Origin of the sequence: Streptococcus sp. (assembly GCF_032481935.1) — a bacterium.
Taxonomy (GTDB): domain Bacteria; phylum Bacillota; class Bacilli; order Lactobacillales; family Streptococcaceae; genus Streptococcus.
The window spans coordinates 14,921-33,064 of sequence record NZ_JAWERU010000012.1 but is presented as its reverse complement, the minus strand read 5'-3'; the positions used below and the strand labels follow the sequence as shown (position 1 = coordinate 33,064).

3 protein-coding genes are annotated in these 18,144 nt (G+C 41.0%); all 3 read left to right on the top strand.

Annotated elements, in window-relative coordinates; translation table 11 throughout:
* Positions 1-6 precede the first annotated feature (6 nt).
* Positions 7-2,337 carry a DNA translocase FtsK gene (locus E7C97_RS03645; RefSeq protein ID WP_316108185.1) on the top strand — a complete coding sequence of 777 codons (2,331 nt, stop codon included), beginning with the start codon at positions 7-9 and terminating at the stop codon, positions 2,335-2,337.
* A 328-nt stretch (positions 2,338-2,665) separates the two neighbouring features.
* Entirely contained in the window at positions 2,666-9,637 is a 6,972-nt protein-coding gene (locus tag E7C97_RS03640; RefSeq protein WP_316108184.1) for a SpGH101 family endo-alpha-N-acetylgalactosaminidase, read from the top strand.
* Between the two features lie 156 nt (positions 9,638-9,793).
* Positions 9,794-18,133 carry an SIALI-17 repeat-containing surface protein gene (locus E7C97_RS03635; RefSeq protein ID WP_316108183.1) on the top strand — a complete coding sequence of 2,780 codons (8,340 nt, stop codon included), beginning with the start codon at positions 9,794-9,796 and terminating at the stop codon, positions 18,131-18,133.
* The last annotated feature ends 11 nt before the right edge of the window (positions 18,134-18,144 follow it).

Genomic DNA, 18,144 nt, shown 5'->3' with positions numbered 1-18,144 from the left:
AGAAATATGGCAAACAAGAATACAAGTAAAACAAGACGGAGACCGTCAAAAGCTGAATTAGAAAGAAAGCAAGCTATCCAACGGATGTTAGTTTCCTTGGTTATAGCTTTTTGCTTAATGTTCGCTGCTCTGAAATTAGGAGCAGTGGGACTCACCCTCTATAACCTTATTCGATTACTAGTAGGAAGTCTGGCTTATCTGGTCATTGTTGTCGTTCTAGTCTATCTTTTTCTCTTTAAATGGATTCGGAAACAAGAAGGTCTGATCTCAGGTTTTCTTTGTATTTTTTCAGGCTTATTGCTGATTTTTGAAGCTTATCTTGTATGGAAATATGGCTTAGAGCAGTCTGTCTTTAAGGGAACTTTAGCCCAAGTATTGACAGATTTGACAGGCTTTCGTGTGACTAGCTTTGCTGGAGGAGGGCTGCTAGGTGTTGCCCTTTATATTCCAGTCGCCTTTCTTTTTTCAAATATTGGTACTTACTTTATCGGAGCCATCTTAATCTTGATCGGTGCTCTTCTAGTCAGTCCCTGGTCTATCTATGATGTCGCTGATTTTCTTGGAGCACGTTTTGCACTTTGGGTGGAGCGACGTGAGCAGAGGAAACAAGAACGCTTCATCAAACGAGAAGAAGAAAAAGCTCGTAAGGAATCAGAGGAACAGGAAAGACTAGAAAAAGAACAAGCAGAGCAAGCCTTGTTGGATATCCCTCCTGTTGATATGGAAACTGGCGAGATTTTAGAAGCTTCCCCTGTTCACTTTGATGATTTACCACCCCTTCCAGAGGAAGAATGGGTAGAACCTGAAATTATTCTCCCGCAAGCAGACTATGAAGTTCCTAGCGAAGTTGATATTCCAGAGGAAGCTGAGTTCTTAGAGGATGAGGATGTTGAGGTAGATTTTTCTGCTAAAAAAGCTTTAGAGTACAAACTCCCAAGCTTGCAACTCTTCGCACCTGATAAACCAAAAGATCAGTCAAAAGAAAAGAAAATCGTACGAGAAAATATCAAAATTTTGGAAGAAACCTTTGCGAGTTTCGGTATCAAGGTAACGGTTGAACGTGCTGAAATCGGACCATCAGTTACCAAGTACGAAGTCAAGCCAGCAGTTGGTGTTCGTGTCAATCGCATTTCCAATCTAGCAGATGACTTGGCTCTGGCCTTGGCTGCAAAAGATGTCCGTATCGAAGCTCCAATTCCAGGGAAATCCTTGGTCGGGATTGAAGTGCCTAACTCTGAAATTGCGACCGTATCTTTCCGAGAACTCTGGGAACAATCGCAAACTAAACCTGAAAATCTCCTAGAAATTCCTCTTGGGAAAGCCGTTAATGGAACTGCACGTAGTTTTGATTTGGCTAAAATGCCTCACTTGCTAGTAGCTGGTTCGACAGGTTCTGGTAAATCTGTTGCAGTCAATGGTATCATTGCAAGTATTCTCATGAAGGCACGTCCAGACCAAGTCAAGTTTATGATGGTGGATCCGAAGATGGTTGAGTTATCAGTCTATAATGATATTCCTCACCTCTTGATTCCGGTCGTGACTAACCCTCGTAAGGCCAGCAAGGCCCTTCAAAAAGTCGTGGATGAGATGGAAAACCGTTATGAACTCTTTGCCAAAATTGGGGTTCGTAATATCGCTGGTTTCAATGCCAAGGTTGAGGAATTCAACGCTCAATCTGAGTACAAACAAGTACCTCTTCCTTTGATTGTCGTGATTGTCGATGAGTTAGCTGACCTTATGATGGTGGCCAGCAAGGAAGTAGAAGATGCCATTATCCGACTCGGACAAAAGGCGCGTGCAGCTGGTATTCACATGATCCTCGCGACCCAGCGTCCTTCAGTAGATGTTATCTCTGGTTTGATTAAGGCAAATGTACCGTCACGTATAGCCTTTGCTGTATCTTCTGGAACGGATTCTCGAACTATCTTAGATGAAAATGGTGCTGAGAAATTGCTTGGTCGAGGGGACATGCTCTTTAAACCAATCGATGAAAACCACCCGGTTCGCTTGCAAGGCTCCTTTATCTCGGATGATGATGTTGAGCGTATTGTTAGCTTCATTAAGGCTCAAGCAGATGCTGATTATGATGACAGTTTTGATCCAGGAGAAGTTTCTGAGACAGATGCTGATTCTGGCACAGGTGATGAGGGTGGAGACCCACTCTTTGAAGAAGCTAAAGCACTGGTTATTGAAACCCAAAAAGCAAGTGCATCTATGATTCAGAGACGCTTATCTGTTGGCTTTAACCGAGCAACTCGCTTGATGGAAGAATTAGAGATGGCTGGGGTTATTGGACCTGCAGAAGGAACCAAACCACGAAAAGTTTTACAACAATAAAAAACGTAAAAACAGTATAAAAATGCATGGAAACTTTATTGAAAAGTTAGACGAAGTTAGTTTAACTTTCCTGATGAAGTTTCTTTTTTTGACGAAATGGCTAGAAATAAGGCCTTCTGAAATTCTATTCAGAATAGTCAGGAAATTGGATTATACTTTTACTAGTTTTACCTGTTAAAGTATTGATTTTTTAAACTGTTTTTGATATATTAAATTGGTATAGAAAAAATTATATGTTTATCTAGTGGCGTTAAAAAATTGAGGAGGATATTTTTTTAAACAAAAATGCAAACGCTTACTTTGTAAACTGAAAGGAACAAAAAAACCGATGGATAAAAGATTGTTTGAAAAACGTTGCAAATATAGTATTCGGAAATTTTCATTAGGAGTTGCTTCTGTCATGATTGGTGCAGCTTTCTTTGGAACTAGCACTGTTCTTGCAGATTCTCCGCAAACAGGTTCAACAGCAAATATGCCAGCAGATTTGGCTGCAGCTCTTGCTAATGTAAAAGAAGATGATGGACGTGATTTTGAGGCGCCAAAACCTGGTGAAGACCAAGGTTCTCCTGAAGTAACTGACGGACCAAAAACAGAAGAAGAATTACTTGAGAAAGAAAAAGAAGCAGCAGCTTCAGATGCTCTTCCAGAAGACTTACGTGGAAAACTTGATAAGGCTGAAGAAAATGGCAGTACTGTATCAAAAGAGGAATTAGCGAAAGAAGACAAGAGTCTTGTTCCAGAAGATGTCTCTAAAACAAAAAATGGTGAATTAAACTATGGAGCAACAGTAAAAATTAAAAGTGCAGCTGGTGTTGGTAGCGGTATCGTCATCGGTGAAAATCTAGTTTTATCTGTTTCTCATAACTTTATCAAAGATGTTCCAGATGGCAATAATCGTAAGGTAGCTGATAATGTTGAAAGTGATGACGATGTTTATACAATTTCTTACCAAGGCGCTCCAGACGTCAAATTCAGTAAAAATGATGTAAAACACTGGGATCGTGAAGGATTCCTCAAAGGATATAAAAATGATTTGGCAATCGTTAAGCTTCGTACACCTCTTGCAAATGCACCAGTTGAAGTGACTGACAAGCCTGCTACAACTAAGGTAGGAGATAAGGTTCATGTATTTGGCTATCCAAAAGGCGAACTTGATCCGATTTTGAATACAACTGTTGAGGATATTAACAATCACGGAGAAGGTGTTCGTGGAATTAGCTATCAAGGAAGTGAACCAGGTGCTAGTGGTGGCGGTATTTTCGATGAAAATGGGAAATTGATTGGTATTCACCAAAATGGTGTATCTGGTAAACGTAGTGGAGGTATTCTCTTCTCACCTGCTCAGCTAGAGTGGATTCAAAACTACATCAAGGGTATTGAAACAACGAAACCAGCTGGTCTAGATGCTCTTGATAAACAAGTTGAGGACAAGGAAGAAAAACCAAAAGAGGATAAACCTAAGGAAGATAAGCCAAAAGAAGAAACACCAGCAGAAAATAAACCTGCTGAAAACAAGCCAGCTGAGAATAAACCAGCTGAAGCAGCAACGGGAGAAACTAGCGACTCTACTGCCGAGGTGAAAAAAGAGTGGGACTCAGTAAGCCGTGTGAAAGGGAATGTTGAAGTCGTTGAAGAAGGCGGAGTACGCTACAACAAATTAACTTCAACAACAGCTAACGACAATGGAGCAAACGAAGCTTTATTTGAAAAAGCTGGATTACAGGCGGATGCGGAAGGAAATGTAAGCGTTGACTTAACGTTCAAGGCAAACACTCCTCCAGCTGAAACACGCTTTGGGGTATATCTGAAATATAAAGATAATGACAACAACATCTTTGTTGGGTATGACAAGGGCGGTTGGTTCTGGCAATACAAAGGACCAAATGTAAACACTTGGTATAGTAAGACTCGTGTAGAAGCACCAAATGTAGGTGAAGAAAACCACCTATCTATCGTTTACAAAAAAGACGGTCAATTAAATGCTACAAATAATGGACAAAATTTATTTAGCACAGAAGTCGTTCCAGAAGCTGTCAAGAACGCTTTAGCGGATGTGAATAAAGTTTACCTTAAAGCAGGAACTTATAATAAAGAATTATCATCTGTATCAATCAAAGCGGATAATCAAGAAAACATTAAGCCAGAAGAAGAAACTCCGGCTGTGGATGATGGTTTACGTCGCAACGACCAAGATGTTCACTATGAAACTCTACAATCAGAACAATTAAAAGCAATTATCGACACAGCGTTTCCACGTGTTAAAGAATATGAATTAGATGGAAAAACGTTAACAGGTCAAGTTCAAAAAATAGATAAAATGTCAATCAACGGTGTATTAGTCACTCCAGAAGTTCAATACCGTAAGATTGATGACACTACTGCAGAATATGTAATGACAGTAAGGAACGATGATGAATTCATCAATGCTGAAATCACTGTGAAATTACAATTAGTCGGCAACGAAATGCATTTCGATGTAACGAAAGTTGTGAACAAAAACAATGTTGAAATGGGTAAACCAATCGACAATGTACGAAAATTAATCCAAACAATTGAATTCCCAGGAAACACACTTGTTTCTGTTGGTTCAAACAAACAAGGTGCGAAATTCGACGGAGCTCAAATGTCAACAAACACACATAACCGTGGAGACTATCATTTAGACTTGAAAGAAGGCAAGATGAATGAATATACTTACGGCTTCATGTATGGATTCGTTTCTTCTAACGAATTAGCAGCGTCTGTTTGGAGTAACTCTCAATTTACTTACAGAGGAAATGACTTTGCACGTTTAACAACAGCCTTAGAACGTGTCGAAGGTGTAAACTACTTAGGTATTCAAAGCTCACCTTACTGGTACCAACGTGCTTATAAGAACTTAGTATTCCCAGAATACACATTAGAATTACCAAGTTCTAAAGTAGTCATTACAAAAGACTTAAACAAAGATAATGTTGTGGACTGGCAAGATGGTGCGATTGCATATCGTAATATCATGAACAATCCTAAAGGGGCAGAATCTGTTCCAGATTTAGTAGCGTATCGTATTGCGATGAACTTCGCATCTCAAGCGCAAAACCCATTCTTAATGACATTAGATGGTATTAAGAAGATTAACTTACACACAGATGGTTTAGGCCAATCAATCCTACTTAAAGGGTATGGTAGTGAAGGTCACGACTCAGGTCACTTAAACTATGCGGATATCGGTAAGAGAATCGGTGGCGTTGAAGACTTCAAGAAATTATTAGCAAGAGCAAAAGAATACGGAGCTAAAATCGGTATTCACGTTAATGCTTCTGAAACATATCCTGAATCTAAATACTTCAGCGAAGCTATTTTACGTAAAAACTCTGACGGAACATATATGTACGGTTGGAACTGGTTGGACCAAGGTATCAACATCGATGCAGAATATGACTTAGCTCATGGACGTTTGGATCGTTGGAAAGAATTAAGAGAAAAACTAGGTGCTGACTTAGACTTCATCTATGTGGACGTTTGGGGTAACGGACAATCAGGAGATAACACTGCTTGGCCAACTCACGTACTTGCTAAAGAAATAAACTCTCAAGGTTGGCGTATGGCAATCGAGTGGGGCTTCGGTGCAGAATATGACTCAACATTCCAACACTGGGCAGCTGACTTAACTTACGGTGGATATACACTGAAAGGTATTAACTCAAATATCACTCGATTCATCCGTAACCACCAAAAAGACTCATGGGTGGGTGACTATCCAAGCTATGGTGGTGCCGCTAACTATCCATTACTTGGTGGATATAACATGAAAGACTTCGAAGGATGGCAAGGACGAAGCGACTACGAAGGATATATTCGTAACCTCTTCGAAAACAACATCATGACGAAGTTCTTCCAACACTACAAAGTTTCTAAATGGGTGAACGGTGACCCAGTTGCGATGAGCGACAACGGTCAAAACTACAAGTGGACTCCAGAAATGGAAATTGACTTAACAAATGACAATGGGGACGAAGTGAAGATTGTTCGTCAATCGAACGACCCTAACAGCCCTGACTACCGTAAACGTGTGACAACATTAAACGGTCGTGTCATCGAAAATGGTAGAAGCTACTTAGTACCATGGAACTGGGACGAAAATGGTAAAGCTTTAACAGGCGACAAAGAAAAGATGTACTTCTTTACAACTGAAAGTGGAACAACTGAATGGACTCTTCCAGAAGATTGGACTGGAGATAAAGTATACCTTTACCGTCTAACAGACCAAGGTAAGAAAGATGTTGTAGAATTAACAGTCGGCGCAGACCGTAAGATTCAAATTACGGGGGATGCGAACCAACCATATGTACTTTACAAAGCTGCTCAAGGCAAGAAGACAATGGTATGGAGTGAAGGACTACACATCTATGACCAAGGTTTCAACAGCGGAACATTAGATCATTGGGAAAAAACTGGTGACAGCGCTCATGCTGAAATCGTGAAATCTCAAGGGGCTAACGAAATGTTACGTATTCAAGGAAACACTGAACGTGTGACATTGAAACAACGCTTAACAGACTTGAAACCAAACACAAGATATGCTGTTTACGTAGGTGTAGATAACCGAAGCGATGCACGTGCAGATATCACAATCCGAGTAGGAGACAAAGTGATTTCTAACTACACAAATAAATCAATTGCGAAGAACTATGTACAAGCACATGCGCATAACACACTTCCAAAGAACGCAACTGTGGATAATACAAGTTACTTCCAAAACATGTATGTATACTTCACAACAGGCGAAGATGTTTCTAATGTGACATTAGAACTTGGACGTGATGCGGATGCAGCAGCAACTTACTTCGATGAAATTCGTGTATTTGAAAATCAATCTGTAATGTACAACGAAAAACACGATACAGGAAATGGTAAATTCAAACAAGACTTTGAAGAAGTGCCTCAAGGTATCTTCCCATTCGTAGTCGGCGATGTTGAAGGCGTACAAGATAACCGTACTCACTTATCTGAAAAACACGAACCATATACTCAACGTGGATGGAATGGTAAGAAAGTCAACGATGTTATCGAAGGCAACTGGTCATTGAAGACGAACGGTTTAACAGGAAATGACAAGCTCGTCTACCAAACAATTCCACAAAACTTCCGCTTCGAAGAAGGTAAGACTTATAAAGTAACCTTCGATTATGAAGCAGGTTCAAATGGAGCATACTCATTCGTTATCGGTAATGGCGAAAATACTCGTCGTAGTAAATTAACGAAATACGACTTAGAAAACACTTGGGAAAATTCATCAACTCCTAAGAAAGTAAGCTTCTATGTAACAGGTGAAAAAGGTGGAAACACTTGGATTGGTATTTACTCAAATGCTCGTGGTGCCGATACTAAAGGAGATACAAATAACAACGAAATCAACTTCAAAGGTTATAAAGACTTTATGTTAGATAACCTTGAAATTGAAGAAATTAAGTTAACTGGTAAGATGCTCATCGATGAAGCATACGAAAAGAATACTCCAATCGTAAATGGCAACTACAAACAAGATTCATTAAATGCTTATAAAGACGCTGTAGCAGCTTTATTAGAAGCAGACGATGATATTAGTGTGGATGATGCTAAAGCTCTTGTAGAACGCGTTAACGAGGCTAAAGAAAAACTTGCGGTGAAACGTAGCGCTCCAGATTGGGACGATATCCATGATCTTGATGCTCCTTATGAAGAAGCAGATAATGTATGGTATGCATTTGATGGCAATACAAATACTTTATGGCATACACCTTACGGAGTCAATAGCTTAGGAAAACCATTAACAGTAGAGTTCAATAATCCGATGGAATCAACTCGTTTTGAATATGTTCCTCGTCCTTCAGGTCCAAACGGACGTGTGATGAGTGGTAGCCTTACAGTGATTGATGAAAAAGGACAAGAACATAACTTTAGCTTTACTGGTTGGGCAAATAATGCGAAGACAAAAGTCATTAACTTCGATTCTCCAATCAAAGTGAAGAAAGCGATCTTTACTGGTAACGAAACATACGGTGACCCTGGACATATTTCAGCAGCGGAATTACGCTTTGTTCTTCCGATTGAAGATGATAAACCATTAGACGAAGCTGCATACAATGCTGAAGTAGAACGTGTTCGTAAGATTGACCGTCAAGATGCTAAAGAATACTTAGCAGCTGTAGAAGCATACAAGAATGGTCTTGCAGAACATAACTTATTAACTCCAAACGGACTTAATAAATTGGTAGAAGGATTGAAAGAAATTAAGGAAACTGAAGTTCAACCTGACCCTACCCCAACTCCAGATCCAGAACCAACTCCAGAACCTAAACCTGAAACTCCAACTTCAAGCAAGGGTGACGAAGCTGCGCCAGTTGTTGACCTTCCAGAATTCACAGGTGGTGTAAATGGTGTTGAAGCCGCAATCCATGAAGTACCAGAGTTTACTGGTGGTGTGAACGCAGCTGAAGCCGCTGTTCATGAAGTACCAGAGTACAATGAAGTTAAGGGAACCGCAGGAAATGAAGTAGCTATCCACGAAGTTCCAGAATTTACTGGAGGTGTAAATGGAGCTGAAGCCGCCGTCCATGAAGTACCAGAGTATACAGGTGTGATTGGAACAGCAGGTGATCAAGCCGCACCTACTGTAGAAAAACCAACTGAAGGTGTTCGTGTCTTGTCAGATAAGACTACAGGAGTTGTAGTTGCAGGACTAGCAAGAGATTTAGCTACAGATCTTAATCTTAAAGTTCAAAAAGTAACAGACCAAAGTCTACAAGGTGTGAAATTTGATGCTTATGCTCTTCATTTAGTTGATAAAGATAAGCATGAGGTTCAAGCGAAGGGTGTAGTGCTTGTTCGACTTCCAGTTTCTAGTGAAGTAGCTGGAGTATACTACACTGCATCAGGTGAGGCAGTAAGCTTTACAAATGGTCAAGGTACAGTTGAGTTTACAACTAGTCAGCTAGGACATTTTGCAGTAGTTTATAAACAAGTTTCTAAACCACAAACGCCATCAGTAGGAGAACCAGGTCATAAACCACAAACTCCATTAACTGAGGAACCTGGAAGTCAAGTACAGACTCCATCAACAGAGAAACTGGATCATAAACCACAGAATGCAGCAGTACAAAAACTTGATCAGAAATCAGATGATACTGCTAAATCAGAAATGAAGGAAGTAGCAGCTAAACAAGAAGCGAAGGATAAACTTCCAGAAACTGGTACTAGCAAGTCAGAGCATCTCTTCTTCCTTGCCAGCCTCAGTCTAGCAATGTCTGCTCTATTTCTTGCAAAGAGAAAAGAAGATTAAAAAATAAAAAGTTTTCAATAAAAGAGAGCTTAAAACTCCACATTCATTGTCGTGGAGAAAAAGAAAACCCAGAGAGGACCCTCTAGGTCCTCTCTTTTTTTAAAGGGGAATGAGAGCGCTTACTCCTTGTGAGCGTATGAAAGGAAATAGGAAAAAATGGGAAAACATTTTTTTGAGAAACGGTGTCATTACAGTATACGTAAATTTACAATCGGCGCAGCTTCTGTTATGATTGGTGCTAGCATTTTTGGTGCTGGTGCAGTTCAGGCTGCTGAAACAGAAGGACCTGCAGAGACAGAAGGTACGGTAACACAAGCTCAGCCTCTGGATAAACTGCCAGCAGATATAGCAGCAGCTATTGAAAAAGCAGAAGCAAGTGCTGGAACTGTAGATGAACAACCTGCAGGGTCAGAAACTGGAGCAACTGCAGCTGAAACAACTACTCCAAAACCAACTGAAACTCCTGCTCCTAAGGAAGAAGTAGCTTCAAAACCAACTACAAATCCTAAAGAGGAAGCAGCTTCTGAGGCGAAACCAGCTGCAAGTCCTGCGACTAAAGATATAGAAGATACACCAGATGTCAATCATTTAGAAAAAGCTTCTGCTACAGCATCAAACCATGAAGCCAACACACAATACACAGCAGAAAAGGCGATAGACGGAAAACCTGACACTCGCTGGGCTACTGACCAAAACGTTGAGAAACCAACCATCGAATTTACACTTGAAAAGACAACAGTGATTAAGCATGTGGAGATTGATTGGGACCGCCGCGTTCGTGGTGAACAAAATGATCCAAATATCAAATCATGGAACCTCTATTACGCTGGTCAGGATGATGTGAATGGATCAGGAGTTAAAGAATGGAAGTTGGCCTATCAAAGAACAGGAAATCCTCTTCTTGATGAAAAAATTGACTTGAAAGAAGCTATCCAAGCCAAATACCTTAAACTTGAAATTACAGATTATCAAGCAGGTACAATGAACTGGAAAAATGTTGGGATTCAAGAAATTCGAGCTTACTCAAACATTCCAGACGCTAGCAAACCAACAGATATTCGCCAAGTGACAGAATTAGCTGTTGCTGAAGATGGGAAATCACTTGTCTTGCCTAAATTACCAGGTCAAGTCAGCTTGATTGGTAGCAACAAACAAGGTGTTGTTGATCTTAATAACAAAATCTACAAACCCTTAACAGACCAAACTGTTAAGGTCATGGTCCAACAAGTCAAGGATACTCATACCTTCACAAAAGAATTTGAAGTCCTTATTAAAGGATTGCATGCTGATGAAGGTGTTGGAACTAAACCAGCGGTTGCACCAGCAGTCCAACAATGGTATGGAACTGAAGGTAAAACTTCTATTACAGCTGATACCGTTATTTCAGTTGGAGATTCTGGATTTGACAAGGAAGCTAAATTCTATCAGACTGACCTTGAAAGTCGTGGGCTAGAAATCGCTACAGGTGATCAAACAGCTCAAAAACGGATCGAATTTAAGAAGGTTGAAGATAAGGGCTATGGCAAAGAAGGCTATGGTATCACTGTTAAAGATGGAGTTATCACTGTAGAAGCTGCGACCAATGCAGGAGCATTTTATGCTACACGTACCCTTCTTCAAATGGGGGAAAATGATTTGCAAAACGGAGAAATCCGTGACTTCCCAAGCTTTAGTCACCGTGGCTTTATGCTAGATACAGGTCGTAAGTTTATCCCTTATGATACGCTTGTAGATATCATGCTCAACATGGCCTACTACAAGATGAACGACTTGCAGTTGCACTTGAATGATAACTATATCTTCTTAAAAGATCATTTAGCAGGGAAAAATCTTACTCCTCAAGAAGAACTAGACTATGTTCTTAAAAATGCTAAGACAGGCTTCCGTGTAGAAACTGATGTTGTCGGTGAAAATGGTGAAAAATTAACATCAAAAGAACATTACACCAAGGAAGAGATGCAAGAAATTATCAAGTTAGCTAAAGCTTTGCATATCAACCTTGTTCCTGAAATTGACACACCAGGCCACGCCCTTTCATTTGTTAAGGTCCGTCCAGACTTGATGTACAAGGGTCAACTTAGTGCGAGAAAACACAATGTAGAACGTGTAGCTATGTTGGACTTGGATAACAAGTACGAAGAAACGCTCGCTTTTGTCAAATCAGTCTATGATAAATTGCTCGATGGTGAAGATGCACCGCTTCATGGCGTTTCTACTGTTCATATCGGTACAGATGAGTACTATGGAAATCCAGAAAGCTATCGTCGCTATGTCAATGATATGATCCAGTACATCAAAGGCAAAGGTTTGACACCGCGTATTTGGGGTTCCCTCAGTGCCAAACAAGGAACTACGCCGGTCGATTGGAAAGATGTAGAAGTCGATATTTGGAGTATCCATTGGCAACGTCCAGCGGCTGCAATTGCTCAAGGTGCTAAGATTATCAATATCACAGATATTCCAACCTATAGTGTTCCAAGTGGAAGCAACAGTCAAGGTGGATATGGAGATTATGCCAACTATGAAACTCAATACAATCGCTGGACACCAAATGACTTCTCAACAGGTGGAGGACCACGTCTAGAAGCCTCTAATCCAAATATCCTTGGTGGTGGTCATGCAGTATGGAATGATAACATTGACCTCCATGAAACTGGGCTCACTTCTTACGATATCTTTAAACGTTTCTTCAAGAGTATGCAGACTACTGCAGAACGTACTTGGGGATCTGATCGTGCAGGCAAGACTTTTGCAGAGCGCACCTTGCCAACAAGTGTTTATGCACCGCAATCTAATCCAGATAAGACCGTAGCTGAAGAAGATTTGTTCAAGATCAATCCAGAAACCATCAAAGATTATCTTGCAAAGAAAGTACAGAAGACTGAAGCAGGTTTGAACTTCGAAAAAGATAGCACTATCGAAGGACTTGTTGGTGATGTCGGTCCAAGTCATGTCTTGAAATTGGATGTTACTGTAACTGGTGATGGTCAACAAACCTTCTCAACTAGCGGAGACAACCAACTTTATCTTGCGGATAAGGATGGCTACCTCGCTTATAAATTTGAACAATTCCATATCCAATTTAACAAAAAACTTGAAAAGAACAAACGTTATCAAATTTCTGTTGTAACCAAACCTCAAGTAACAGAAGTTTATGTAGATGGTGAAAAAGTTGAACGTATTGCAAATCCAGCTTACCCTCGCTTTGCTCATAATAGTTTGGTTCTACCTCTTGAAACAATCGGTGGCTTCAAAGGAATCTTGCATAGTGCTGAGTTGTCAAATGAACCATTTGTAAATCCACGTTTGATTTCAAATGATAAATTTACAGTTTCTGCAACAAGTCAGGAATTGCCAGGAACCAATACTGAAGGTCCAGTAGAAAAAGCCTTCGACAATGATCCAAATACCTTCTGGCATTCAAAATGGTTTGGAGATCAGGCTCCATTCACTGTTGCAATGAACTTGAAAGCAAGTGAAAAAGTAAATGGTTTGACTTATCTTCCACGTCCAGGTGGAGGCAACGGTGTTGTGACATCTTATGAAATCTATGCTCAAAAAGATGGTCAAATGGTTAAAGTTGCTTCAGGAAATTGGGAAAACAATGCCAAAGAGAAAACAGTTAACTTTGATGCCATTGAAACGGATAAGGTAGAATTTAAAGTTCTAGCTGGTGCCGCAGGATTTGGTAGTGCTGCAGAAATTCAACTTCTGAAACCAGTTTCTACTAACAAGGTGGAAGAGCCAGTTAGTCCAGAGAAACCTGTGACACCAGAAAAACCTGAAACTCCTGAAAAACCTAAAGTTGAAGAAATGGGCGATGGTACAACTGAGCTTGCTGATAGCTTTGTAGCTACGAAACCTACAAGTGACGAAGCAGTTGCCGCAGCAGCACAAAGTCAGGATTATCTCAAGAAAGAGTACAAGGTCTTCCCAACACCACAAAAAGTAACTTACGATGAAGGTGTTACGAAACTCCATAAACAAGTCAATCTTGTCATGGGCGATCAATTAGATATCTATACTCGTAACCGCTTGAAGAGTGTCCTACAAGATCATCAAATCTCTTACACAAGCAGTCAAACAGCAGTGGCAGGTGCTACCAATATCTACCTTGGGGTTCATGGTCAAAATTCGCAGGCTGAAAAAGAAGTGTCTGGAATTTCTCAAGGACTCTTTGATAAGATTGATGCCTATGCCTTGTCTATCAAGAACAATACAATCTCTATCGTCGGTAAGGATACAGATGCTGTCTTCTACGGTTTGACAACTCTCAAACACATGCTTAATGAAAGTGAAGCTCCAGTCTTGCGTAATGTAACAGTTGAAGACTTCGCTGAAATTAAGAACCGTGGCTTTATCGAAGGATACTATGGTAACCCTTGGAGCAATGCTGATCGTGCTGAGTTGATGCGTTATGGTGGTGACTTGAAGTTGACGCAATACTTCTTTGCACCAAAAGATGATCCATACCACAACAAGAAATGGCGTGAACTTTATCCAGAAGAAAAATTAGCTGAAATTCGTGAATTAGCGCGTGTCGGAAACCAAAACAAGACTCGTTATGTGTGGACCATCCACCCATTCATGAACAACCGTATCCGTTTTGGCAACGATGCTGACTACCAAAAAGACCTTGAAACTATTAAAGCTAAATTCACTCAATTGATGGATGTCGGTGTTCGTGAGTTCGGTATCCTAGCTGATGACGCTCCAAGTCCAGTTGGTGGCTACAATAGCTACAACCGCTTGATGAAGGACATGACAGACTGGTTGACTGAAAAACAAGCAACTTATGTTGGTCTTCGTAAGGAAATGATCTTTGTTCCAGGTCAGTATTGGGGTAATGGACGTGAAGATGAGTTGAAATCACTCAACGAAAACCTTCCAACTTCAACTTCTATGACCCTTACTGGTGGTAAGATTTGGGGTGAAGTGTCTGAAAGCTTCCTCTCTAACCTTAAGAACAACCTGACTGCAGGAGGTAAGACCTACCGACCAGTTTCTCTATGGGTAAACTGGCCTGTTACAGATAACTCTAAACAACACTTGATTTTGGGTGGCGGTGAGAAATTCCTTCATCCAAATGTAGATCCAAGTCTCCTTTCAGGTATCATGTTGAACCCAATGCAACAATCTGAGCCTTCTAAGATTGCCCTCTTCTCAGCAGCCCAATATGCATGGAAACAATGGAAATCAGAAGAAGAAGCTAAGAGAGTGAATGACATCGCCTTCAACTTTGTTGAAAACGGTAAGTTTACAGATAGTGAAACATCTCTTGCCTTCCGTGAGCTTGGTAAACATATGATCAACCAAAACATGGATGGTCGTGTTGTGAAATTGGAAGAGTCTGTTGAACTTGCACCGAAATTAGATGCCTTTATGACTAAGCTAAAAGCTGGTCAAGATGTCGGTGCAGAGCGTGAAGGCTTGCGTGCAGAATTTGCTAAACTAAAAGCAGCAGCTCAACTTTATAAAGCATCTGGTGATGAAAAGATGCGTGCTCAAATCCACTACTGGTTGGATAATACCATCGACCAAATGGATGCTTTGAGTGCTCTTCTTGAAGGTACAGAAGCTATCGAAAAGAACGATTCTGCAAAGCTTTGGGATAGTTACTATAAGGGCTTGAAACTCTACGAACAATCACAAACTTATACCTTCCACTATGTCGATCATGATGAGAGAGCTGAGTTGGGTGTTCAACATATCCGTCCATTCTTGCTTGGACTTCGTGAAATCCTTGCAACAGAAGTTCAAAAAGCCTTGCATCCTGACCAAGTCATTAGTACCTTTATCACAAACCGTACAGGTGTCGAAGGTGGACTTGCTGAAGTCACTGATGGAGATTTAGGAACACATGCCCTTATCAAGTCACCAAATAGCATTCAAACTGGTGACTACATTGGCTTGAAATTTAATAAGGCTGTTTCAGTTCAGAACTTGACCTTTGCAATGGGAACTCAAGCAAATCCTCGTGATACCTTCAACAACGCCAAGGTTGAGTATCTCAATGAAAATGATGAGTGGGTAACCCTTTCAGAACCAAGCTACACTGGTAATGAACCTCTGCTTAAGTTTGAAAACCTCAACATCAACGCCAAAGCTGTTCGTATGATTGCGACTTCAGATCGTGGAAATACTTGGTTTGCGGTAAGAGAAATTGCTGTGAACCGCCCTGTAGAGGTTGTTCGTAACAAACAGACAGCTACTGTGACAATCAGTCCAAATCTTATGTACAAGTACAACACAACAGTTGGACAGATTACAGATGGACGTGATAATACTGAAGCCATGCTTGCAAATGCTGATAGAACAGACACAACTCCAGTCAATGGTTGGGTACAACTTGACTTGGGTGAAGTTAAACCTGTGACCAAGGTTCGTTTGGTTCAAGGATCAGGAGATAAATTGGCAGAAGGTGTTCTTGAATATTCTGCAGATGGTAGCTCATGGCAAGAGTTGGATCGCTTGACTGGCGAACAAACAAAAGAAATCGAAACTCCAATTTCAGCTCGCTACGTTCGTGTTCGCAATACTAAGAACATCAACCTATGGTGGCGTATCGCTGACTTCTCAGTTGAAACACGTGCAGGAAATAGCGAATTGACTGATACAAACGTTGAAAGCTTGAAGTCAACTCCAGTTTATGACAGCCTAGGCCGTTATGACCTTCAAATTCCAAGCGGAACTAAGCTTCCAGCTAATAGCTACTTGGGTATGAAACTTGATCGTCTGCACCAAGCTGAAAGTATTCAAGCACTTGGTACAGAAAATCCATCCCTTAACTTGGAATACTCTCCAAATGCCCAAGAATGGTATCCAGCTGATCAAGTGACAGATAAGTCCTTGGTACGTTATGTTCGTTTGATTAATAAGACTGACCAAGAACAAGCAGTGACAGCAACTTCTCTACTTGTTCAGACAAAAGAAGTTCAGCCAACCACACTTGATTCTACATCAATGGGAATCCACCCAACATACGGTCGAAATGACGTTCGTAAGATCAAGAACTTGGATCAGTTGTTTGACGGTGTCTACAATAACTTTGTAGAGTTCTCAGACTATGCTCGTAAAGACGGTCATATTACCTTGAAACTTGGTAGCGAACGTGATATTAAGAAGATTAGAGCTTACATCCAAGACGGCACTCAAAACTATCTCCGTGATGGTAAGATTCAAGTCAGTCAAGATGGCAAGACTTGGACGGATGTTGTGACAGTTGGTGACGGTGTTGCTAATGAAACACGTGATGACTCCTTGACAGATGGCTGGACACATGATTCTAAGATGCCAGGAAATCGCTATATCGAGGGTGAACTTTCAAGCCCAGTTAAAGCTAACTATCTCCGTGTTCTATTTACAGCAGAATATGATGCTCGTTTTGTAGGCTTCACTGAGTTAGTTATCAATGATGGCGAATTCGTGAAACCAATCAATGACCCAACTGTAGAAGGAAACAGCGGTGAAAGCCAAGGCAACCTTTACACGAACCTCGTAGATGGCAAAGTATTGACAAGCTACAAGGCTGAGAAAGAACAAGGTGAGCTTGTCTACCACTTGTCAGAACCAACAGACGCAAATCATATCCGACTTGTTTCAAGTATTCCTCAAGGAGTTACTGCACGTGTGCTTGCTCGTACTTTGAAAGCAGATAGAGACGGAGCTTGGACAGATCTAGGAGCAATTACCTCAAGCTTCCAAACATTTGCAGTGAGAGAAAAAGCGCCATTGTTAGATGTCAAAGTTGTTTGGGAAGGTGGCAAACCTGAGTTTTACGAAATGACGACCTTCCACCAAGAGCTTCCAGAAGAACCGGAGAAACCAGCTTTAACTACAAGTAAGGGGGACGAACCAGCACCAGTAGTAGAAGTCCCAGAATTCACAGGCGGCGTCAATGGTGTCGAAGCGGCTATCCATGAAGTTCCAGAGTATACTGAAGCTATTGGCACAGCAGGTGAAGAAGCAGCACCAGTAGTAGAAGTCCCAGAATTCACAGGTGGCGTCAATGGTGTCGAAGCGGCTATCCATGAAGTTCCAGAGTATACTGAAGCTACGGTAGAAGCAGACAAGATTCCAGCACCAGTAGTAGAAGTCCCAGAATTCACAGGTGGTGTAAATGGCACTGAAGCAGCTGTTCATGAAGTCCCAGAATATACTGGTGGGGTGAATGGTGTCGAAGCAGCTGTTCATGAAGTCCCAGAGTTTACTGGTGGAGTGAATGGTGAAGCAGCAACTGTTCAAGAAGTAGGTCCAGAATTCACAGGTGGTGTCAATGGGACAGAAGGAGCAATCCATGAAATTCCAGAATACACAGATGAGCAGTCTCTTGTAGCTCTTGCTATGTCACAAGATAAGACATACCAAGCACCTGCAAGTCATCCATACAAGCTCCCAGAGACAGGTACTAAAGAAAATGCTGGCCTTGCAGCTATTGGTGTTGTAGGAGCACTTCTTGGTCTCTTTGCTATGGGAAAGAAAAAAGACGACGAATAAGATGATGTTAT

Coding starts and splice junctions, on each gene's coding strand:
- E7C97_RS03635 (WP_316108183.1), top strand. CDS start 9,794: ATGGGAAAACATTTTTTTGAGAAACGGTGTCATTACAGTATACGTAAA.
- E7C97_RS03640 (WP_316108184.1), top strand. CDS start 2,666: ATGGATAAAAGATTGTTTGAAAAACGTTGCAAATATAGTATTCGGAAA.
- E7C97_RS03645 (WP_316108185.1), top strand. CDS start 7: ATGGCAAACAAGAATACAAGTAAAACAAGACGGAGACCGTCAAAAGCT.